General features: G+C 53.2%; 21 protein-coding genes and 1 tRNA gene. 16 read left to right on the top strand and 6 right to left on the bottom strand.

Annotated elements, in window-relative coordinates; all coding sequences use genetic code 11:
- The first annotated feature begins 31 nt into the window (after window positions 1-31).
- The 13 genes from pppA to yghD all read left to right on the top strand — a co-directional run bounded on the left by pppA (window position 32) and on the right by yghD (window position 11,796).
- Window positions 32-841: a prepilin peptidase PppA gene (gene pppA, locus ACJHX7_RS05560; protein ID WP_094029936.1), complete on the top strand. Its 810-nt coding sequence runs from the start codon at window positions 32-34 to the stop codon at window positions 839-841.
- A 65-nt stretch (window positions 842-906) separates the two neighbouring features.
- Window positions 907-1,317 (top strand): type II secretion system pilot lipoprotein GspS-beta, encoded by a 411-nt coding sequence (gene gspS2 / locus ACJHX7_RS05555; RefSeq protein ID WP_001298257.1) that lies wholly within the window; start codon window positions 907-909, stop codon window positions 1,315-1,317.
- 17 nt (window positions 1,318-1,334) lie between these two features.
- Entirely contained in the window at window positions 1,335-2,294 is a 960-nt protein-coding gene (gene gspC, locus ACJHX7_RS05550; protein ID WP_094029937.1) for a type II secretion system protein GspC, read from the top strand.
- A 29-nt stretch (window positions 2,295-2,323) separates the two neighbouring features.
- Window positions 2,324-4,384: a type II secretion system secretin GspD gene (gene gspD, locus ACJHX7_RS05545; RefSeq protein WP_000498847.1), complete on the top strand. Its 2,061-nt coding sequence runs from the start codon at window positions 2,324-2,326 to the stop codon at window positions 4,382-4,384.
- Window positions 4,384-5,877, top strand: coding sequence for a type II secretion system ATPase GspE (gene gspE, locus ACJHX7_RS05540; RefSeq protein ID WP_000249375.1), 1,494 nt, complete (start codon window positions 4,384-4,386; stop codon window positions 5,875-5,877). Before gspD ends, gspE begins: the two co-directional genes overlap by 1 nt.
- Window positions 5,877-7,100, top strand: coding sequence for a type II secretion system inner membrane protein GspF (gene gspF, locus ACJHX7_RS05535; RefSeq protein ID WP_094029938.1), 1,224 nt, complete (start codon window positions 5,877-5,879; stop codon window positions 7,098-7,100). Before gspE ends, gspF begins: the two co-directional genes overlap by 1 nt.
- A 16-nt stretch (window positions 7,101-7,116) precedes the next feature.
- Window positions 7,117-7,572, top strand: coding sequence for a type II secretion system major pseudopilin GspG (gene gspG, locus ACJHX7_RS05530; protein WP_001087296.1), 456 nt, complete (start codon window positions 7,117-7,119; stop codon window positions 7,570-7,572).
- Between the two features lie 3 nt (window positions 7,573-7,575).
- Window positions 7,576-8,139, top strand: a complete 564-nt coding sequence (gspH, locus tag ACJHX7_RS05525) for a type II secretion system minor pseudopilin GspH (RefSeq protein WP_094029939.1) — start codon at window positions 7,576-7,578, stop codon at window positions 8,137-8,139.
- Window positions 8,136-8,507 carry a type II secretion system minor pseudopilin GspI gene (gspI, locus tag ACJHX7_RS05520; RefSeq protein WP_094029940.1) on the top strand — a complete coding sequence of 124 codons (372 nt, stop codon included), beginning with the start codon at window positions 8,136-8,138 and terminating at the stop codon, window positions 8,505-8,507. The genes gspH and gspI overlap by 4 nt, the downstream gene beginning before the upstream one ends.
- Window positions 8,504-9,109: a type II secretion system minor pseudopilin GspJ gene (gspJ, locus tag ACJHX7_RS05515; RefSeq protein ID WP_094029941.1), complete on the top strand. Its 606-nt coding sequence runs from the start codon at window positions 8,504-8,506 to the stop codon at window positions 9,107-9,109. Before gspI ends, gspJ begins: the two co-directional genes overlap by 4 nt.
- Window positions 9,106-10,083, top strand: a complete 978-nt coding sequence (gene gspK, locus ACJHX7_RS05510; protein ID WP_094029942.1) for a type II secretion system minor pseudopilin GspK — start codon at window positions 9,106-9,108, stop codon at window positions 10,081-10,083. Before gspJ ends, gspK begins: the two co-directional genes overlap by 4 nt.
- Window positions 10,080-11,258 carry a type II secretion system protein GspL gene (gspL, locus tag ACJHX7_RS05505; RefSeq protein WP_094029943.1) on the top strand — a complete coding sequence of 393 codons (1,179 nt, stop codon included), beginning with the start codon at window positions 10,080-10,082 and terminating at the stop codon, window positions 11,256-11,258. The genes gspK and gspL overlap by 4 nt, the downstream gene beginning before the upstream one ends.
- A gap of 1 nt (window position 11,259) precedes the next feature.
- Window positions 11,260-11,796: a GspM family type II secretion system protein YghD gene (yghD, locus tag ACJHX7_RS05500; RefSeq protein ID WP_094029944.1), complete on the top strand. Its 537-nt coding sequence runs from the start codon at window positions 11,260-11,262 to the stop codon at window positions 11,794-11,796.
- A gap of 147 nt (window positions 11,797-11,943) precedes the next feature.
- Here yghD and ACJHX7_RS05495 read toward each other — a convergent pair.
- Together ACJHX7_RS05495 and ACJHX7_RS05490 are read right to left on the bottom strand one after the other, a co-directional pair.
- A tRNA-Phe gene (locus ACJHX7_RS05495) sits at window positions 11,944-12,019 on the bottom strand.
- A 105-nt stretch (window positions 12,020-12,124) separates the two neighbouring features.
- The gene (locus tag ACJHX7_RS05490; RefSeq protein WP_097465991.1) at window positions 12,125-12,832 is read right to left on the bottom strand and encodes a DUF554 domain-containing protein; all 708 of its coding nucleotides are present in this window, start codon (window positions 12,830-12,832) and stop codon (window positions 12,125-12,127) included.
- Between the two features lie 392 nt (window positions 12,833-13,224).
- Here ACJHX7_RS05490 and speC point away from each other — a divergent pair, with 392 nt between their 5' ends.
- On the top strand, window positions 13,225-15,360 hold the full coding sequence (speC, locus tag ACJHX7_RS05485) for an ornithine decarboxylase (RefSeq protein ID WP_094030312.1): 2,136 nt from the start codon (window positions 13,225-13,227) through the stop codon (window positions 15,358-15,360).
- A gap of 48 nt (window positions 15,361-15,408) precedes the next feature.
- Here speC and nupG read toward each other — a convergent pair whose 3' ends face one another.
- From nupG to mutY, 4 genes are all read right to left on the bottom strand, one after another.
- Complete coding sequence (gene nupG, locus ACJHX7_RS05480; protein WP_001049791.1) at window positions 15,409-16,665, bottom strand: nucleoside permease NupG; 1,257 nt, start codon at window positions 16,663-16,665, stop codon at window positions 15,409-15,411.
- Window positions 16,666-16,866: 201 nt separating this feature from the next.
- A complete protein-coding gene (gene mltC / locus ACJHX7_RS05475) occupies window positions 16,867-17,946 on the bottom strand; it encodes a membrane-bound lytic murein transglycosylase MltC (protein WP_001389464.1) in 1,080 nt (359 codons plus the stop codon).
- A gap of 63 nt (window positions 17,947-18,009) precedes the next feature.
- A complete protein-coding gene (locus ACJHX7_RS05470) occupies window positions 18,010-18,285 on the bottom strand; it encodes an oxidative damage protection protein (RefSeq protein WP_072777818.1) in 276 nt (91 codons plus the stop codon).
- Window positions 18,286-18,312: 27 nt separating this feature from the next.
- The gene (gene mutY / locus ACJHX7_RS05465; RefSeq protein ID WP_094030311.1) at window positions 18,313-19,365 is read right to left on the bottom strand and encodes an A/G-specific adenine glycosylase; all 1,053 of its coding nucleotides are present in this window, start codon (window positions 19,363-19,365) and stop codon (window positions 18,313-18,315) included.
- Between the two features lie 160 nt (window positions 19,366-19,525).
- On the opposite strand from mutY, the gene trmB reads away from it, so the two are divergent.
- Both trmB and ACJHX7_RS05455 read left to right on the top strand, forming a co-directional pair.
- On the top strand, window positions 19,526-20,245 hold the full coding sequence (gene trmB / locus ACJHX7_RS05460) for a tRNA (guanosine(46)-N7)-methyltransferase TrmB (protein ID WP_000786911.1): 720 nt from the start codon (window positions 19,526-19,528) through the stop codon (window positions 20,243-20,245).
- Window positions 20,245-20,571 (top strand): YggL family protein, encoded by a 327-nt coding sequence (locus tag ACJHX7_RS05455; RefSeq protein ID WP_001107565.1) that lies wholly within the window; start codon window positions 20,245-20,247, stop codon window positions 20,569-20,571. Before trmB ends, ACJHX7_RS05455 begins: the two co-directional genes overlap by 1 nt.
- Window positions 20,572-20,717: the final 146 nt, after the last annotated feature.

Here is a 20,717-nt window from a genome sequence, read left to right as displayed (position 1 = left end):
TCCGGCAAGTTACAACAAACAACCTTTAACCATGCTTTTTGATGTTTTTCAGCAATACCCCGCGGGGATGCCCATACTGGCAACCGTCGGAGGATTGATCATCGGCAGTTTTTTGAATGTGGTGATTTGGCGTTACCCCATCATGCTGCGCCAACAAATGGCGGAGTTTCATGGTGAAATGCCGAGTGCGCAGTCAAAAATAAGCCTTGCGCTACCGCGTTCGCACTGTCCGCATTGCCAGCAGACCATCCGCGTTCGTGACAATATTCCGCTGCTCTCATGGTTGATGCTCAAAGGGCGCTGCCGCGACTGTCAGGCGAAAATCAGCAAGCGTTATCCGCTGGTTGAGTTATTGACAGCACTCGCTTTTTTGCTGGCGAGTCTGGTGTGGCCAGAAAGTGGATGGGGGCTGGCGGTGATGATATTATCCGCCTGGCTGATTGCCGCGAGCGTCATTGACCTCGACAACCAATGGCTGCCCGATGTTTTTACTCAGGGCGTATTGTGGACCGGGCTGATTGCAGCATGGGCGCAACAGAGTCCGTTAACGCTACAAGACGCAGTTACCGGCGTACTGGTGGGATTTATCACTTTTTACTCCCTGCGCTGGATAGCCGGAATAGTTCTGCGTAAAGAAGCATTAGGCATGGGCGATGTATTACTCTTCGCTGCGTTAGGTGGCTGGGTGGGGGCATTATCACTGCCCAATGTTGCTTTAATCGCCTCATGCTGCGGCCTGATATATGCCGTTATTACAAAAAGAGGATCAACCACACTGCCTTTTGGACCGTGTTTAAGTCTGGGCGGTATAGCAACACTTTATCTACAGGCATTGTTTTAATGATAACCACGTCATTATCAAAGTGACATTTTAACTCTTATTAATAACCTTAGAGATTATTTACCATGTCGATAAAACAAATGCCAGGGAGGGTATTAATATCGCTATTGTTGAGCGTTACAGGATTATTAAGTGGCTGTGCCAGCCATAATGAAAATGCCAGTTTACTGGCGAAAAAACAGGCGCAAAATATCAGCCAAAACCTGCCGATTAAATCTGCGGGATATACCTTAGTGCTGGCGCAAAGTAGTGGCACGACGGTAAAAATGACCATTATCAGCGAATCGGGTACTCAGACCACGCAGACACCTGACGCCTTTTTAACCAGCTATCAACGACAAATGTGCGCTGACCCAACGGTGAAATTAATGATCACCGAGGGAATTAATTACAGCATAACGATTAATGATACACGTACAGGTAACCAGTATCAGCGGAAACTGGATCGTACCACCTGTGGAATAGTCAAAGCATAACGTCGGGTAGATATAAATTGGCGCGGGTTGTTTTTCGTGACGCACGAATTTATCTCATTCAATGGCTGACAAAAATTCGTCACACTCTTAACCAGAGACAATCTCTTAATACAGACAAAGAGCATCTGCGCAAAATTGCACGCGGGATGTTCTGGCTGATGCTGCTTATTATTTCTGCAAAAGTGGCGCATTCACTCTGGCGCTATTTCTCCTTTTCTGCGGAATATACGGCGGTTTCCCCATCGGCGAATAAACCGCTCCGTGCGGATGCAAAAGCGTTCGATAAAAATGACGTGCAATTAATCAGCCAGCAAAACTGGTTTGGCAAATATCAGCCCGTCGCCACGCCGGTAAAACAACCCGAACCTGCACCTGTGGCCGAAACGCGTCTTAATGTGGTGTTGCGTGGGATCGCCTTTGGTGCCAGACCCGGCGCGGTTATTGAAGAAGGTGGTAAACAGCAGGTCTATTTGCAGGGTGAAACGCTTGGCTCGCACAACGCAGTGATTGAGGAAATCAACCGCGACCATGTGATGCTGCGCTATCAGGGAAAAATAGAGCGCCTGAGCCTGGCTGAAGAGGAGCGTTCCACCGTTGCCGTGACCAACAAAAAAGCTGTCAGTGACGAAGCAAAGCAAGCTGTTGCTGAGCCTGCTGCCAGTGCGCCAGTTGAGATCCCGGCTGCCGTGCGTCAGGCACTGGCGAAAGATCCGCAGAAAATTTTTAACTATATCCAGCTTACGCCTGTGCGTAAGGAAGGGATTGTCGGTTATGCAGTGAAACCGGGGGCAGATCGTTCTCTGTTCGATGCCAGCGGTTTTAAGGAAGGCGATATCGCCATTGCGCTAAATCAGCAGGATTTCACTGATCCACGAGCAATGATTGCTCTGATGCGGCAGTTACCTTCAATGGATTCCATTCAACTTACGGTTTTACGCAAGGGTGCGCGCTACGACATTTCCATCGCGCTGCGCTAACCGCATTTAATCCAGGAGAATCATTCATCGTGTTTTGGCGTGATATGACGTTGTCGGTCTGGCGTAAGAAGACAACTGGCCTCAAAACAAAAAAGCGTTTACTGGCGCTGGTGCTGGCAGCGGCATTATGCAGTTCACCGGTCTGGGCGGAAGAAGCCACTTTCACCGCTAATTTTAAAGATACCGACCTGAAATCGTTCATCGAAACCGTCGGCGCTAACCTTAATAAAACCATCATTATGGGGCCGGGCGTTCAGGGGAAAGTGAGTATTCGCACCATGACCCCGCTCAATGAACGCCAGTATTACCAGCTATTCCTTAACCTGCTGGAAGCACAGGGGTATGCCGTCGTACCGATGGAAAACGACGTGCTGAAGGTGGTGAAATCCAGTGCCGCGAAAGTCGAGCCGCTGCCGCTGGTTGGTGAAGGCAGCGACAACTACGCGGGCGATGAAATGGTCACCAAAGTCGTGCCGGTACGTAATGTGTCGGTACGCGAGCTGGCACCGATTCTGCGCCAGATGATCGACAGCGCAGGCTCAGGCAACGTTGTTAATTACGATCCCTCCAACGTGATTATGCTTACCGGACGCGCCTCAGTTGTGGAGCGCCTGACGGAAGTGATCCAGCGCGTGGATCATGCGGGTAATCGCACCGAAGAGGTGATCCCGCTGGATAACGCCTCGGCTTCGGAAATTGCCCGCGTGCTGGAAAGCCTGACGAAAAACAGCGGTGAGAACCAGCCTGCGACGCTGAAATCTCAAATTGTCGCCGACGAACGCACCAACAGTGTGATTGTCAGTGGTGACCCGGCCACGCGGGACAAAATGCGCCGCCTGATCCGTCGGCTGGACTCAGAAATGGAGCGCAGCGGCAACAGCCAGGTGTTCTATCTCAAATACAGTAAAGCGGAAGACCTGGTCGATGTGCTGAAGCAGGTCAGCGGTACGCTCACGGCGGCTAAAGAAGAGGCGGAAGGCACGGTTGGTAGCGGGCGTGAGGTTGTCTCCATCGCCGCCAGCAAACACAGTAATGCCCTGATTGTTACTGCGCCGCAGGACATTATGCAGTCGCTGCAAAGCGTGATTGAACAACTGGATATTCGCCGTGCTCAGGTGCACGTCGAGGCGTTGATCGTGGAAGTTGCCGAAGGTAGCAATATCAATTTCGGCGTGCAGTGGGCGTCGAAAGATGCCGGATTAATGCAGTTTGCTAACGGTACGCAGATCCCTATTGGCACGCTGGGTGCAGCCATTTCTCAGGCGAAACCGCAGAAAGGCTCCACGGTGATCAGTGAAAACGGCGCTACCACCATTAACCCGGATACTAACGGCGATCTCTCCACGCTCGCTCAGCTTCTTTCTGGCTTTAGCGGTACGGCGGTTGGCGTGGTGAAAGGCGACTGGATGGCGCTGGTACAGGCGGTCAAAAACGACTCCAGCTCGAACGTGCTCTCCACGCCGAGTATCACCACGCTGGACAACCAGGAAGCCTTCTTCATGGTGGGCCAGGACGTTCCGGTATTAACCGGCTCTACTGTTGGCTCTAATAACAGCAATCCTTTCAATACGGTAGAGAGGAAAAAAGTCGGCATCATGCTGAAAGTCACGCCGCAGATTAACGAAGGAAACGCGGTACAGATGGTGATTGAGCAGGAAGTGTCGAAGGTGGAAGGACAGACCAGTCTCGACGTCGTGTTTGGCGAGCGCAAACTGAAAACCACCGTGCTGGCAAACGATGGTGAGCTGATCGTGCTTGGCGGTCTGATGGACGATCAGGCGGGAGAAAGCGTGGCGAAAGTGCCGCTGCTTGGCGATATCCCATTGATTGGTAACCTGTTTAAATCGACGGCGGATAAAAAAGAAAAACGTAACCTGATGGTGTTTATCCGCCCGACCATTCTGCGTGACGGTATGGCGGCAGACGGCGTGTCGCAGCGCAAATATAACTACATGCGCGCCGAGCAAATCTACCGCGATGAGCAAGGCTTAAGCCTGATGCCGCACACCGCGCAGCCGGTACTGCCAGCGCAAAATCAGGCCTTACCGCCAGAAGTTCGTGCGTTCCTTAATGCCGGGAGAACGCGTTAATGGTGCCTGTAGCACAGGAAACCACCGCTAACACCGTGCGTCTGCCCTACAGTTTCAGCCGTCGGTTTAGCCTGGTGGCATGGTGCGAAGCGTCGCTGGAGATCCTCCATGTTCATCCGTTGTCGCTCTCTGTTTTGCAGGAGCTGCAGCGGGGGCTGAACGCGTCTTTCACGCTGAGGCAAATCGACGAGGCCGAATTTGAACAGCGGCTGAATGCGGTCTGGCAGCGGGACTCTTCCGAGGCCCGCCAGCTGATGGAAGATCTCGGTTCTGCTGAGGACTTTTTTACTCTCGCAGAAGAACTACCGGAAACGGAAGATCTGCTGGAAAGTGACGACGATGCGCCAATCATCAAACTGATCAACGCCATGTTGGCAGAGGCGATTAAAGAAGGCGCTTCGGATATCCACATCGAGACGTTTGAAAAGAGTCTGGTGATCCGTTTTCGTGTTGACGGCACACTACATGAAATGCTGCGTCCGGGGCGCAAACTGGCCTCGCTGCTGGTATCGCGTATTAAGGTGATGGCACGGCTGGATATCGCCGAAAAACGCGTACCGCAGGATGGGCGCATTGCGCTGCTGCTGGGCGGTCGGGCGATTGACGTCCGTGTCTCCACCATGCCTTCCGCCTGGGGGGAACGGGTGGTGCTGCGACTGCTGGACAAAAACCAGGCTCGCCTGACGCTGGAGCGTCTGGGTTTAAGTCTCGAACTGACTGCGCAGTTGCGCCAGCTGTTACACAAACCGCACGGCATTTTTCTGGTGACGGGGCCGACCGGTTCCGGCAAAAGCACCACGCTGTACGCTGGATTGCAGGAGCTGAACAACCACTCGCGTAACATTCTCACGGTTGAAGACCCTATCGAATACATGATTGAAGGGATCGGTCAGACGCAGGTTAACACCCGCGTCGGCATGACCTTCGCCCGTGGCCTGCGCGCAATTTTGCGTCAGGACCCGGATGTGGTGATGGTCGGTGAAATCCGCGATACCGAAACCGCAGAAATTGCCGTCCAGGCATCGCTTACAGGGCACCTGGTCCTTTCCACGCTGCATACCAACACGGCGGTGGGGGCGATCACGCGTTTGCAGGATATGGGCGTGGAGCCTTTCCTGCTCTCTTCCAGTCTGACGGGCGTGATGGCGCAGCGACTGGTTCGCACGCTGTGTCCCGATTGCCGCCAGTCCGCGCCTGCCACCGACGAAGAAAAACGCCTGCTGGGGATTACCGATGCGCGAACCGTCACGCTGTACCATCCGCAGGGTTGTCCCGCTTGTAATCATAAAGGTTTTCGCGGACGTACTGCCATCCATGAGCTGATCGTGGTGGACGCCACATTGCGTGATTTGATCCACCGTCAGGCCGGGGAACTGGAGCTGGAACGTTATGTCCGGCAACACTCTGCGGGTATCCGCAGCAACGGCATTGAGAAAGTGCTCGCCGGAGAAACCTCTCTCGATGAAGTTCTGCGGGTAACCATGGAGGCGTAATGGCACTGTTTTACTATCAGGCGCTGGAGCGTAATGGTCGCAAAACCAAAGGCATGATTGAGGCGGATTCCGCGCGTCATGCCCGCCAGTTGTTGCGTGGTAAAGAGCTTATCCCCGTGCACATTGAAGCCCGGCTGAATGCTTCGACAGGGGGAATGTTGCAGCGTCGGCGGCATGCACATCGTCGCGTGGCGGCGGCAGATTTGGCGCTGTTCATACGCCAACTGGCAACGCTGGTGCAGGCAGCAATGCCGCTGGAAACCTGCTTACAGGCGGTCAGTGAGCAAAGTGAAAAACTGCATGTAAAAAGCCTCGGAATGGCGCTGCGCAGCCGGATTCAGGAAGGTTATACCCTGTCGGACAGCCTGCGCGAACATCCCCGCGTCTTTGACTCCCTGTTTTGTTCGATGGTCGCTGCCGGAGAAAAATCCGGACATCTCGACGTGGTGCTCAATCGCCTGGCGGATTACACCGAACAGCGGCAGCGTCTGAAATCACGCCTGCTGCAGGCCATGCTCTACCCGCTGGTACTGCTGGTGGTGGCAACGGGCGTGGTCACTATTTTGCTGACGGCAGTAGTGCCGAAAATTATCGAACAGTTTGATCATCTCGGACACGCGCTGCCTGCCTCCACCCGAATGCTCATCGCCATGAGCGACACGTTACAGACCAGCGGCGTTTACTGGCTGGCGGGATTGCTGGGGCTTCTGGTGCTGGGGCAACGGCTACTCAAAAATCCTGCTATGCGCCTGCGCTGGGATAAAACCTTGCTGCGTCTGCCCGTGACGGGGCGTGTTGCGCGCGGGCTGAATACGGCGCGTTTTTCCCGCACGTTAAGCATCCTCACCGCCAGCAGTGTTCCGCTACTGGAAGGCATTCAGACCGCCGCCGCCGTGTCGGCAAATCGTTATGTCGAGCAACAACTGCTGCTGGCGGCAGATCGCGTCCGCGAAGGAAGCAGCTTGCGCGCCGCGCTGGCGGAGTTGCGCCTGTTCCCGCCGATGATGCTGTACATGATCGCCTCCGGCGAACAGAGCGGTGAACTGGAAACCATGCTTGAACAGGCCGCAGTCAACCAGGAACGGGAATTTGATACCCAGGTGGGGCTGGCGTTAGGGCTGTTTGAGCCGGCGCTGGTGGTGATGATGGCGGGCGTGGTGCTGTTTATCGTCATCGCCATCCTCGAACCGATGCTGCAACTGAACAATATGGTTGGAATGTAATTTACGGAGTTATCACATGAATTCGTTATCCCGCACACAAAAACCACGGGCAGGTTTTACCCTGCTGGAAGTGATGGTGGTGATTGTTATTCTTGGCGTCCTGGCAAGTCTGGTGGTGCCTAACCTGTTGGGCAACAAAGAGAAAGCAGATCGGCAAAAAGCCATCAGCGATATCGTGGCGCTGGAGAATGCGCTGGATATGTACCGACTGGATAACGGGCGTTATCCGACCACCGAACAGGGACTGGAGGCGTTGATCCAGCAACCAGCCAATATGGCGGATTCCCGTAACTACCGTACCGGTGGATACATTAAACGACTGCCAAAGGATCCGTGGGGCAATGATTATCAGTATCTCAGCCCGGGTGAAAAAGGGCTGTTTGATGTTTATACCCTGGGGGCAGATGGTCAGGAAAACGGGGAAGGCGCTGGCGCAGATATCGGTAACTGGAATTTGCAGGAGTTTCAGTAATCAGTGCCTGAACGCGGATTCACTCTTCTGGAAATCATGCTGGTGATTTTCCTTATCGGCCTTGCCAGTGCGGGCGTGGTACAGACGTTTGCGACCGCTTCAGAGCCGCCTGCGAAAAAAGCGGCGCAGGATTTTCTGACTCGCTTTGCGCAGTTTAAGGACAGGGCAGTGATCGAAGGGCAAACACTCGGTGTGCTAATCGACCCGCCAGGTTACCAGTTTATGCAGCGTCGTCACGGGCAATGGTTGCCCGTTTCTGCGACCCGGTTATCGGCACAGGTTACGGTGCCGAAACAGGTGCAGATGCTGTTACAACCCGGAAGTGATATGTGGCAGAAGGAATATGTGCTGGAGCTGCAACGTCGTCGCCTGACGCTGCACGATATTGAACTGGAGCTGCAAAAAGAGGCGAAAAAGAAGACACCGCAGATCCGTTTTTCGCCTTTTGAACCCGCCACGCCGTTTACACTGCGTTTTTACGCGTCGGCACAAAACGCGTGTTGGGCGGTAAAGCTGGCGCACGATGGCGTGTTATCCCTCAATCAATGTGATGAGGGGATGCCATGAAGCGTGGATTTACCTTGCTGGAAGTAATGCTCGCGCTGGCGATTTTTGCGTTGGCCGCCATGGCGGTGTTACAGATCGTCAGCGGCGCGCTGAGTAATCAGCAAATCCTTGAGGAGAAAACGGTAGCGGGCTGGGTAGCTGAAAACCAGACTGCGCTGCTTTACCTGATGACCCGTGAACAACGAGCGGTCAGGCACCAGGGCGAGAGTGATATGGCAGGAAGCCGCTGGTACTGGCGAACCACACCGCTGAATACCGGTAACGCGCTACTTCAGGCGGTGGATATTGAAGTCAGCCGTCGCGAAGACTTTTCGTCGGTGATTCAGTCACGACGCGCGTGGTTCAGCGCCACGGGAGGTCAGCAGTGAGAAAGATTCGCTCTGGCTTCACATTACTGGAAATGCTGATTGCGATTGCGATTTTTGCCTCGTTGGCATTAATGGCACAGCAGGTGACAAACGGTGTCACACGCGTGAACAGCGCCGTCGCCGGACACGATCAAAAACTAAACCTCATGCAGCAAACGATGAGTTTTCTGACCCACGATCTGACACAAATGATGCCGCGTCCGGTAAGAGGCGATCAGGGCCAGCGTGAACCAGCGTTACTGGCGGGCGCTGGCGTTCTGGCGTCTGAGAGTGGAGGAATGCGTTTTGTGCGCGGCGGTGTGGTTAACCCGTTGATGCGTCTGCCACGCAGCAATCTGCTCACCGTCGGTTACCGCATTCATGACGGTTATCTCGAACGGTTAGCCTGGCCGCTGACCGATGCGGCAGGCAGCGTGAAGCCAACAACGCAAAAATTAATCCCGGCGGATTCGCTCCGTTTGCAGTTCTACGACGGCACGCGCTGGCAGGAGAGCTGGTCATCAGTGCAGGCGATTCCTGTGGCAGTACGCATAACCCTGCATTCGCCGCAATGGGGCGAAATTGAACGCATCTGGTTGTTACGCGGGCCGCAATTATCATGATCACCTTACCACCAAAACGCGGAATGGCACTGGTCGTGGTGCTGGTATTGCTGGCGGTTATGATGCTGGTGACCATCACGCTTTCCGGGCGGATGCAGCAACAACTTGGGCGAACGCGCAGCCAGCAGGAGTACCAGCAGGCGCTGTGGTACAGCTCCAGTGCGGAAAGCCTGGCGTTGAGCGCACTCAGTCTGAGCCTGAAAAATGAAAAGCGCGTGCATCTGGCGCAGCCGTGGGCTTCCGGCCCTCGTTTTTTCCCACTGCCGCAGGGGCAAATCGCCGTCACTCTGCGTGACGCACAGGCCTGCTTTAACCTGAATGCCCTCGCTCAGCCGACGACGGCGTCGCGTCCGCTCGCGGTACAACAACTGATTGCCCTGATCTCGCGCCTCGATGTGCCTGCTTATCGGGCCGAACTGATAGCCGAAAGCCTGTGGGAGTTTATTGACGAAGACCGCAGCGTGCAGACGCGTCTGGGTCGTGAAGACAGCGAGTATCTCGCCCGCTCGGTGCCGTTCTACGCCGCGAATCAACCGCTGGCGGATATCAGCGAGATGCGCGTGGTGCAGGGAATGGACGCCGGACTTTATCAAAAACTGAAACCGCTGGTTTGTGCGCTGCCGATGGCCCGCCAGCAAATCAACATCAACACCCTGGACGTCACGCAAAGTGTGATTCTTGAGGCGCTGTTTGACCCGTGGTTAAGCCCTGTTCAGGCGCGGGCATTATTACAACAACGTCCGGCGAAGGGCTGGGAAGATGTCGAGCAGTTTCTTGCACAGCCGCTACTTGCTGACGTCGATGAGCGTACTAAAAAACAGCTAAAAACCGTCCTGAGCGTGGACAGCAATTACTTCTGGCTGCGTTCAGATATCACCGTGAATGAGATTGAACTGACGATGAATTCGTTAATTGTCCGCATGGGCCCACAACACTTTTCTGTTCTCTGGCATCAGACAGGAGAAAGTGAGTGAGTTCCATGCTTGAGATTTATTTCCCGCTTTGCGCCGCTGATCCCATCCGTTGGCAGCGCCGTACACCCGACGTGGAGCACGGCATCTGGCCTGACGTCGCCGACGAATATCTCCAGCAATGGCTGCAAACAGACACAATTCGACTCTATATTCCCGGCGAATGGATCAGCGTCTGGCAGGTTGAACTGCCTGATGTGCCTCGCAAGCAGATACCGACGATTCTGCCCGCCTTGCTGGAAGAAGAGCTGAACCAGGATATCGATGAACTGCATTTCGCCCCGTTGAAAATCGACCAGCAACTGGCAACCGTAGCTGTGATTCACCAGCAGCATATGCGCAACATTGCGCAGTGGTTGCAGGCAAACGGCATCACCCGCGCTACCGTCGCGCCGGACTGGATGTCTATTCCTTGTGGGTTTATGGCTGGCGATACGCAACGGGTTATCTGCCGCATCGATGAATGCCGGGGATGGAGCGCCGGGCGGGCGCTGGCTCCGGTCATGTTCCGCGCACAGCTCAATGAGCAGGATTTACCGCTTTCACTAACCGTGGTCGGCATTGCACCGGAAGAACTGTCTGCATGGGCTGGTGCGGACGCCGAACGCCTGACCGTTACGGCTCTGCCCGCCATTACCATTTATGGCGAACCGGAAGGGAATCTGCTAACAGGGCCGTGGCAGCCTCGGGTCAGCTACCGAAAACAGTGGGCGCGCTGGCGGGTGATGATTCTGCCGATATTGCTGATTCTGGTTGCGCTGGCAGTGGAGCGGGGCGTGACGTTATGGAGCGTCAGCGAACAGGTGGCGCAAAGCCGCACCCAGGCGGAGAAACAGTTCTTAACGCTATTCCCGGAGCAGAAGCGGATTGTGAACTTACGCTCTCAGGTGACGATGGCGCTGAAAAAATATCGCCCACAGGCCGACGATACCCGGCTGCTCGCAGAATTGTCAGCGATAGCCAGCACCCTGAAATCAGCATCACTTTCCGACATCGAAATGCGTGGTTTCACCTTTGATCAAAAACGCCAGACGCTCCACCTTCAGTTGCGGGCCGCGAACTTTGCCAGTTTCGACAAACTGCGTAGCGCACTGGCGGCAGATTATGTTGTGCAACAGGACGCGTTACAGAAAGAGGGTGATGCGGTTTCCGGCGGCGTAACGTTGCGGAGGAAATAACATGTTACGCGATAAATTTATTCACTATTTTCAGCAATGGCGTGAACGCCAGTTAAGCCGTGGCGAACACTGGCTGGCACAACACCTGGCGGGGCGTTCTCCGCGTGAAAAGGGCATGTTACTGGCAGCGGTGGTGTTCCTGTTAAGTGTCGGATATTACGTCCTCATCTGGCAGCCGTTGAGCGAACGGATAGAACAACAGGAGACGATGTTGCAGCAGCTGGTGGCGATGAACACCCGACTGAAGAACGCCGCGCCGGATATTATTGCAGCGCGAAAATCTGCCACAACAACGCCTGCGCAGGTATCGCGGGTCATCAGTGACAGTGCTTCCGCGCACTCGGTGGTCATCAAGCGGATAGCCGAGCGTGGGGAGAATATTCAGGTCTGGATAGAACCTGTGGTGTTTAATGACCTTCTGAAATGGTTAAACGCACTGGATGAAAAATATGCGCTGCGGGTGACACAAATTGATGTCAGTGCGGGTGAGAAGCCTGGGATGGTGAATGTGCAGCGGCTGGAGTTTGGACGGGGATAAAGTATCAGGAGATTAATATCAATAAAATTACTCTCGTTAACGTGGCGAGAGTAATTCCCCCAGACTTTATAAGCTAATTTTTTTCGTGAAGGTTATTGTCAGATCCAAAAGCAAAAACCCGCCTTGTGGGCGGGTTCTTTAGAATAGTGGTGCCCGGACTCGGAATCGAACCAAGGACACGGGGATTTTCAATCCCCTGCTCTACCGACTGAGCTATCCGGGCAACGGGGCGCATTAAACCTGATTCGCCTCGTCTCGTCAATCAAATTTCTTCAATTTACTGCAGACTGCACAATCTATCATCACTTTGCCGCTATTGCACGCATTGTCAGGCAAACCAGGCGGTCCAGGCGGCGGAAATCGGCATTGCCAGAAGGAGTGCTGGAAGCATGTTGACCACCGGGAACATTTTAATGCCGCAGATGCGTAATCCGGTTGCCAGCAGCAATAAACCGCCTACAGCGCTGAAGTCTGCCATCATCGACGGTGTGGTCAGCGGTAATATCAGCGCGGCAGCCCACGCCAGCGTTAACTGGATGATCAGTAATGGAATGCTAATCACCGACACCGCAATACCCAGCGAGCAGGCGAAGATCATCGCCGTAAAGAAATCGAGAAATGACTTGGCGATTAAAATACTCGGATCGCCGGTCATCCCTTCGTTCATCGCCCCGAAGATCCCGGTGCCGCTGGCGCAAAACAGGACAATAATCGCGACATAATTCTGAATAAAAGATTCATGCGCTGGCTTCTTACGTGAGTGGCGAAACAGATTTTGTGCTTTGGTGACCGCGGTATTGACGCCTTTTTCCAGCAGACAAATTTCGCCGATTAATGCACCGAGTAAGGTTGCTAAAACCATCGCCGGAAGGTTGGCGCATTTCACCACCAGTAAAATACCAATCCCCAGCGATGCCAGACCAAAAATTGATGTCATGGAGACGCGGATACGTTCCGGTAAGCGTTGACTAAGGAGTGCACCGAGAACGCCACCCAGTAATACTGCACTTGCGTTGATAAAAGGACCGATGACCACAAGAGTTCCTGTTAGCTGCATTGTCTGATTTTCTTATTATGACCGTTTGGTTCCTTCGATGGCTTGTTTGTTCGCAAAGTCCTGGCTTGCACGCTCTGGTGAAAGGTGCCATGATTGCGCGAATTTTCTCCTCTCTGTACGGAGTTTGCCCGATGCACGCCACCTCCTTACATTCTCTCGCTAATCGCCGTTTCGCGCGAAACTCCTCCCCTTTTCTGCTCATGCGGTGAAGTTAACGCACGCTCACTGCAGGACAACAGTAAAATCAGAGCGTTTCTGCTTTTACTGATGTCTGGCGGTCGGAGCTGGTGACCAGTTTGACCCATATCTCGTGGGGCAGGGTTTTTCACCTTGTCCGGTATTCTTACTTCCCCGAAACGGGTTTTGCGCTTATGAAATCAATGAATATTGCCGCCAGTAGTGAACTGGTATCCCAACTTTCTACTCATCGCCGCGTGGTGGCGTTGGGAGATACTGATTTTACGGACGTCGCGGCAGTCGTCATTACCGCTGCGGATAGTCGCAGTGGCATTCTTGCGTTGCTTAAGCGCACCGGTTTTCATCTACCGGTGTTTTTGTATTCCGAACATGCTGTTGAATTACCTGCGGGCGTTACGGCGGTAATCAACGGCAACGCGCAGCAGTGGCTGGAGCTGGAATCCGCAGCCTGTCAGTATGAAGAGAATTTGCTGCCACCGTTTTATGACACGCTGACGCAGTACGTTGAGATGGGTAATAGCACCTTTGCTTGCCCTGGACATCAACATGGTGCGTTCTTTAAAAAGCATCCTGCCGGACGCCATTTTTACGATTTCTTTGGCGAGAACATCTTTCGCGCCGATATGTGTAACGCTGACGTAAAATTGGGCGATCTGCTTATTCATGAAGGTTCGGCGAAGGATGCACAGAAATTCGCAGCCAAAGTCTTTCATGCCGATAAAACCTATTTTGTGCTGAACGGCACATCGGCAGCGAATAAAGTGGTGACGAATGCGCTGTTAACGCGTGGCGATCTGGTGCTCTTCGACCGTAACAACCATAAGTCGAATCATCACGGCGCGCTGATTCAGGCGGGGGCGACGCCGGTCTATCTGGAAGCTTCACGTAACCCGTTTGGTTTCATTGGCGGTATTGATGCGCACTGTTTTAATGAAGAGTATCTGCGCCAGCAAATTCGCGACGTTGCGCCAGAAAAAGCGGAGTTGCCGCGCCCGTTTCGCTTGGCGATTATTCAGTTGGGAACCTATGACGGCACTGTCTATAACGCCCGACATGTGGTCGATACCATTGGGCATCTATGTGATTACATTCTGTTTGATTCCGCGTGGGTCGGTTACGAACAGTTTATCCCGATGATGGCAGATAGCTCGCCGCTGCTGTTAGAGCTTAACGAAAACGATCCGGGGATCTTTGTGACGCAGTCGGTGCATAAACAGCAGGCGGGCTTCTCGCAGACATCGCAGATCCATAAAAAAGATAACCATATTCGCGGGCAGGCGCGTTTTTGCCCGCATAAGCGGTTAAATAATGCCTTTATGCTCCATGCTTCTACCAGCCCGTTCTATCCGCTGTTTGCCGCGCTGGACGTTAACGCCAAAATTCATGAAGGGGAGAGTGGGCGTCGGCTGTGGGCGGAGTGCGTTGCGTTGGGGATTGAAGCCCGGAAGGCGATTCTTGCGCGCTGTAAGCTGTTCCGCCCGTTTATCCCGCCCGTTGTTGATGGCAAATTGTGGCAGGATTATCCGACGTCAGTGTTAGCCAGCGACCGCCGTTTTTTCAGTTTTGAGCCGGGGGCGAAGTGGCACGGCTTTGAAGGATATGCCGCGGATCAGTATTTTGTTGATCCGTGCAAGCTGTTACTCACCACGCCGGGTATCGATGCTGAAACCGGCGAATATAGCGACTTTGGCGTTCCGGCGACGATTCTGGCGCACTATCTGCGTGAGAACGGCATTGTGCCGGAGAAGTGCGATCTCAATTCCATTCTGTTCTTATTAACTCCGGCGGAAAGCCACGAGAAGCTGGCACAACTGGTGGCGATGTTGGCGCAGTTTGAACAGCATATTGAGGATGACTCGCCGCTGGTTGAGGTGTTGCCGAGCGTTTATAACAAATATCCGGTGCGTTATCGCGACTACACCCTGCGCCAGTTGTGTCAGGAGATGCACGATCTGTATGTCAGTTTCGACGTCAAAGACCTACAAAAAGCGATGTTCCGCCAGCAGAGTTTCCCGTCAGTGGTGATGAATCCCCAGGATGCGCATAGCGCTTATATTCGCGGTGAAGTGGAGTTGGTGCGGATTCGTGATGCCGAAGGGCGAATTGCGGCAGAAGGGGCGTTACCTTATCCACCTGGCGTGCTTTGCGTGGTACCCGGGGAAGTCTGGGGTGGGGCGGTTCAACGTTATTTCCTTGCACTGGAAGAAGGGGTGAATTTGTTGCCGGGATTTTCGCCGGAGCTGCAAGGTGTCTATAGCGAAACCGATGCGGATGGCATGAAACGGTTGTACGGTTATGTGTTGAAGTAAGAATAAAAAAACGGGTCACCTTCTGGCGACCCGTTTTTCTTTGCGTAATTAGTGGCTAACCGTCTGTGTACCTGTCGGGACACGAACGTGTTTATATTTGAACATCGCCATGAACGCGAAGGCCAGAACCACGGAGTAACCTGCGAAAATCAGCCATACGGTCTGCCAGTCGGTAATGCCGTTTTGGGTGTACATCTCAACCACTTTACCGCTCACGATGCCGCCGAGGATACAGCCGAAGCCGTTGGTCATCATCAGGAACATCCCCTGCGCGCTGGCGCGAATTGCCGGGCTAACTTCTTTTTCGACAAACACCGAACCAGAGATGTTGAAGAAGTCGAATGCGCAACCGTAAACGATCATCGACAGTACCAGCAGTACAGTACCGAACGGAGTCGGGTCGCCGTAAGCAAACAGAGCAAAACGCAGGATCCACGCCACAATACTGATCATCATTACGTTCTTAATACCGTAGCGGCTTAAGAAGAACGGGATGGTCAGAATGAACAGGGTTTCAGAGATCTGCGAAATCGACATGATGATTGACGCATGCTGCACGATGAAGCTGCTGGCAAACATCGGATCTTTGTCGAAGCTGTGCAGGAAGGTATTACCGAACATGTTGGTAATCTGCAGTTCCGCGCCCAGCAGCATTGAGAAGATGAAGAAGATTGCCATACGCTTGTTTTTAAACAGCGCGAATGCATCGAGGCCCAGCAGGGTTGTCCAGCTCTGATTCGCTTGCTGTTTAGCAACCGGAATATGCGGCAGAGTCAGGGTAAACAGAACCAGAATGGCGGAAAGTGCTGCGCCAATATACAGCTGCATGTGGCTTAATTCGAAGCCAGACAGGCTCACCACCCACATTGCCATGATAAAGCCGATGGTGCCCCAGATACGGATTGGCGGGAAGTCAGTAACGATATCCATCCCGGCATTTTGCAGGCGATAGTAAGAGATGGTGTTGATTAACCCAAGCGTTGGCATATAAGCAAACGAGTTAATCAATATCACAAGGAACATCGCTTCCGGCGTCGTGACCTGTGCCGCCATGAACAGCGTGATAGCGCCAATGGTGTGGCAAATGGCATATACCCATTTCGCACTTAACCATTTGTCGGCCACAATCCCCAGCAGCGCAGGCATAAAGACCGCGGCGATACCCAGTGAACTATAAACTGCGCCAATAGAAGCACCGTCAAACTTCAGGGTAACAAACATATAGGAGCCGAGGGTCGTCAGCCAACTTCCCCACAGACAGAACTGCAGAAAAGAGAGGATTTTCAGCTGCAGCTTAAGATTCATGTTAATTTCCTCACATCGTGATGCGGATGAGTGTTTGAAAAAGCACATTTGACCGTGCGAGATGATGCGATTCTATCAACTTCGCGGACTGGTTTTTTGTTACCTGTGGCAAATAATTGCAAACATTCCCAATTTGCAAAACGAAATTGTGATGTGGATAACATTTTTGCCCCTGAGCATCGTCAGGGGCGGTTAGTGGAATTATCGGCGGCGGTAGGATTTTTGCGCGGTATTCACTTTATAAAGATAACGGCGAGATTCCGCAGAAGGATGGCGGGTCGTCAGCGTCTGATAAACATCGCCCGGCGTCATGGTGTTAATAATATTGGCCGCCTGAATCTTGTCATTCGAAAAGACTCGCAGCACGCTGCCTGCTCCGCCGTTATAGGCGGTGATGACGGCATAACGCCGGGATGTAGGGTTATCAATTCCGCCGAGATAAACGTTGTTCAGCATCGCGAGATACGCGGTGCCGGTATCAATATTGCTGGCAGGATCAAACAAGAAACTGCGGCTCGGCGTGCCGGATTTCCCCTGCGAACGGAACACATCTTTCCCGGCAGTATGTTGTACCACCTGCATTAACCCCAGCGCATCGGAACGGCTGACCGCATACGGGTTAAAGGAAGATTCAGTCTGCATAATTGCCAGAATCAGCGACTCATCAATGCCATATTTCCGTGACGCCTGGCGGACCATGCCGAGATATTTGTGCGCACGTTTATCAAGGTGGTTCGGCACCATGTTAATGGTTACGCTGTAGATGATACGCAGCCCGTTGCTGCGGCTCTTCAGACGGTTTTTCAGCAGATAATCCGCGAAGTTGCTCGCGCGACCTTCCCAGCGAATCGGCTGCCCGGTGTTGTCCACCACCTGACCGTAAAGGAAAGGTTCTTTCGAAATCGTAATATCATCAACGTCGGAATAGAGATCGACCGAACTCGGATCGTCCCCCATCAGCAACGTTTTGATTATTGCCCGGCGCAAATGCGCGGCAGGTTCTGTCCCGGCGATGGTTTCGATAGTAATCGTACCGTCATCGAAGTTGATGTGGCTGCGGGTCTGATATTGATCGGTGTATTTCACGTAGTCCTTAGGACCGGCGATCACTACCTCTTTGAATCCCCAGATGTTCTCAATATTGTGGGCAAATTGCCCCATCAGAATATCAAAACCGTTGGTGTCTTTGACCCAGGCTTCGTTATAGGTATCGCCTTTTTTGGTCGTCGAACAGGAGATGAGCAACGGCGCAATCAAAGCCAGCGCGAGATATTTTTTCATCATTCCGGGTGCGTGTTGTGTTTGTTTTATGCAAGTTGCCGGAGGCGACCTCCGGCACTGTTTTTATTTTTTGTCTTCCGGCGTATAGCCCTCGATATGCACCTCTTTACCCTCGAACAGGAAGTTGACCATCTCCTGCTCCAGCAGTTTGCGGTGCTCGGCATTCATCATGTTGAGTTTCTTTTCATTAATCAGCATGGTTTGTTTGTGCTGCCACTGCGCCCAGGCTTCTTTGGATATCTCGTTATAGATGCGTTTTCCCAGCTCGCCGGGGTACAGCTGAAAATCCTGACCTTCTGCATCACGTTGCAGGAAAGTACAAAAAATCGTTCTGCTCATAAATCATCCTCTTTATCGACTCACGCGCTAAACCAGCGCGCCAGTGCGTAACTGCTGTAACAAACGCTCCACGGGAGCCGCCAGGCCAACTGACGGCGGTTGCGCTAAGTTATACCAGAGCGCATTGCCTTCATCCATGCAGCCGGTGAATGACGACACGGGAAGCCACATAGGCACAATATCTAAGTGGAAATGGCTGAAGGTATGCCGAAACGCGGTCAGTTGCGTCAGGTTATCGGCAGCAATCTGCCGTTGCGCCAGCCATAGTCGCAAACTTTCTTCATCGGCAAACTGCGGGAAACAGTATAAACCGCCCCACAATCCACTCGGCGGGCGCTGCGCCAGCAATACCTCATCATCATGCTGTAACAGTAAAAAGTAACCCGTGCGCTCCGGTAGCGTCTGCTTTGGTTTTTTGCCCGGATAAAGCGACCAGCTATTGTTGGCGGCGGCAATACACCCGTTTTGTAGCGGACAGAGCGAGCATTTCGGCTTCGAGCGCGTACAAATCATCGCGCCCAAATCCATCATCGCCTGGTTAAACCGTTCCACGCCAACCGCGGGCGTCACCTGCTCGCTCAAACTCCATAATTTATTCTCGACCTCTTTTTTCCCAGGCCAGCCGCTTACAGCATAGCAGCGCGCCAGCACCCGTTTGACGTTACCGTCGAGAATCGGAAAGTGCTTACCCAGAGAAAGCGAGAGAATCGCGCCTGCGGTGGAACGCCCGACGCCCGGTAACGCCGCGACTTCTTCAAAGGTTTCCGGGAATTTACCGCCGTGTAAGGTCGCCACTTGTTGTGCCGCTTTATGCAGATTGCGCGCGCGGGCGTAATAGCCAAGCCCGGTCCACAAGTGGAGAACTTCGTCGAGCGGCGCATTGGCGAGATCGGTCACCGTTGGGAAGCGCGCCATAAAGCGTTCAAAATAGGGGATAACGGTCGCAACCTGAGTTTGTTGCAACATCACTTCTGAGAGCCATACTTTGTAGGGCGTCTTGTCAATTTGCCAGGGCAGCGTTTTCCGCCCGTATTTATCGTACCAGTCCAGAACCTGGGCTGAAAATTGCGACGCTTGCATGGTCACCGAATTCACTGTTGTTGGGGGCAAGATTGCAGCACAGCGACGGCAGGGTGTAAACCGGAACTTTCCGCAGCCACGGCCTTATCATGCTTGCATCCGGCAACTAACTTTGGATAATGCCCGTTTTCAGAACACTTTCACAAGCGACTAAATCTTTATGAAAAACGACGTCATCTCACCGGAATTTGATGAAAACGGCCGCCCGCTGCGCCGTATCCGTAGTTTTGTGCGCCGCCAGGGGCGACTGACCAAAGGCCAGGAACATGCGCTGGAAAACTACTGGCCGGTGATGGGCGTTGAGTTCAGCGAAGATATGCTGGATTTCCCTGCGCTTTTTGGCCGTGAAGCGCCGGTGACGCTTGAGATTGGTTTCGGCATGGGGGCGTCGCTGGTGGCAATGGCTAAAGATCGCCCCGAGCAGGACTTCCTCGGCATTGAAGTGCATTCACCGGGCGTTGGTGCGTGCCTGGCTTCTGCGCATGAAGAGGGCTTAAGCAACCTGCGCGTGATGTGTCACGATGCGGTTGAAGTGCTGCATAAAATGATTCCTGACAATTCATTGCGCATGGTGCAGCTCTTTTTCCCTGACCCGTGGCACAAAGCGCGCCATAATAAACGCCGTATCGTTCAGGTGCCGTTTGCCGAACTGGTAAAAAGCAAACTGCAACTGGGGGGCGTATTCCATATGGCGACCGACTGGGAACCTTATGCGGAACATATGCTTGAAGTGATGTCTTCTATTGACGGTTATAAAAACCTGTCAGAGAGCAATGATTACGTACCGCGTCCGGCATCACGTCCGGTGACGAAATTTGAACAACGTGGTCATCGTCTTGGTCACGGAGTATGGGACTTAATGTTCGAGAGGGTGAAATAATGGCAAAGAACCGTAGCCGTCGTCTGCGTAAAAAAATGCACATCGACGAATTCCAGGAATTAGGATTTTCGGTGGCATGGCGATTCCCGGAAGGTACATCGGAAGAACAGATTGATAAAACCGTTGATGACTTTATTAACGAGGTTATCGAACCGAACAAACTGGCCTTTGACGGCAGCGGTTATCTGGCCTGGGAAGGTCTGATCTGCATGCAGGAAATCGGCAAATGCACCGAAGAACATCAGGCGATTGTGCGTAAGTGGCTGGAAGAACGCAAACTGGAAGAGGTACGCACCAGCGAACTTTTCGACGTTTGGTGGGACTAAGAAAGCATACGGGCGATGACAAATGCAAAACTGCCTGATGTGCTACGCTTATCAGGCCTATAAAGATGCACGATCGAGTAGGCTGGATAAGGCGTTTACGCCGCATCCGGCATGGAAAACGCGCACTTTGTTATCAATCTGGGGCC

The organism is Escherichia sp. WS1451 (assembly GCF_046487365.1).
Taxonomy (GTDB): Bacteria; Pseudomonadota; Gammaproteobacteria; order Enterobacterales; family Enterobacteriaceae; genus Escherichia; species Escherichia coli.
Note: the sequence above shows the minus strand (reverse complement) of the source record. Positions and strands in the feature narration are given on the sequence as shown.

Coding starts and splice junctions, on each gene's coding strand:
- mltC (WP_001389464.1), bottom strand. CDS start 17,946: ATGAAAAAATATCTCGCGCTGGCTTTGATTGCGCCGTTGCTCATCTCC.
- gspI (WP_094029940.1), top strand. CDS start 8,136: ATGAAGCGTGGATTTACCTTGCTGGAAGTAATGCTCGCGCTGGCGATT.
- mutY (WP_094030311.1), bottom strand. CDS start 19,365: ATGCAAGCGTCGCAATTTTCAGCCCAGGTTCTGGACTGGTACGATAAA.
- gspF (WP_094029938.1), top strand. CDS start 5,877: ATGGCACTGTTTTACTATCAGGCGCTGGAGCGTAATGGTCGCAAAACC.
- ACJHX7_RS05455 (WP_001107565.1), top strand. CDS start 20,245: ATGGCAAAGAACCGTAGCCGTCGTCTGCGTAAAAAAATGCACATCGAC.
- gspG (WP_001087296.1), top strand. CDS start 7,117: ATGAATTCGTTATCCCGCACACAAAAACCACGGGCAGGTTTTACCCTG.
- gspE (WP_000249375.1), top strand. CDS start 4,384: ATGGTGCCTGTAGCACAGGAAACCACCGCTAACACCGTGCGTCTGCCC.
- speC (WP_094030312.1), top strand. CDS start 13,225: ATGAAATCAATGAATATTGCCGCCAGTAGTGAACTGGTATCCCAACTT.
- gspK (WP_094029942.1), top strand. CDS start 9,106: ATGATCACCTTACCACCAAAACGCGGAATGGCACTGGTCGTGGTGCTG.
- trmB (WP_000786911.1), top strand. CDS start 19,526: ATGAAAAACGACGTCATCTCACCGGAATTTGATGAAAACGGCCGCCCG.
- pppA (WP_094029936.1), top strand. CDS start 32: ATGCTTTTTGATGTTTTTCAGCAATACCCCGCGGGGATGCCCATACTG.
- gspS2 (WP_001298257.1), top strand. CDS start 907: ATGTCGATAAAACAAATGCCAGGGAGGGTATTAATATCGCTATTGTTG.
- nupG (WP_001049791.1), bottom strand. CDS start 16,665: ATGAATCTTAAGCTGCAGCTGAAAATCCTCTCTTTTCTGCAGTTCTGT.
- yghD (WP_094029944.1), top strand. CDS start 11,260: ATGTTACGCGATAAATTTATTCACTATTTTCAGCAATGGCGTGAACGC.
- ACJHX7_RS05470 (WP_072777818.1), bottom strand. CDS start 18,285: ATGAGCAGAACGATTTTTTGTACTTTCCTGCAACGTGATGCAGAAGGT.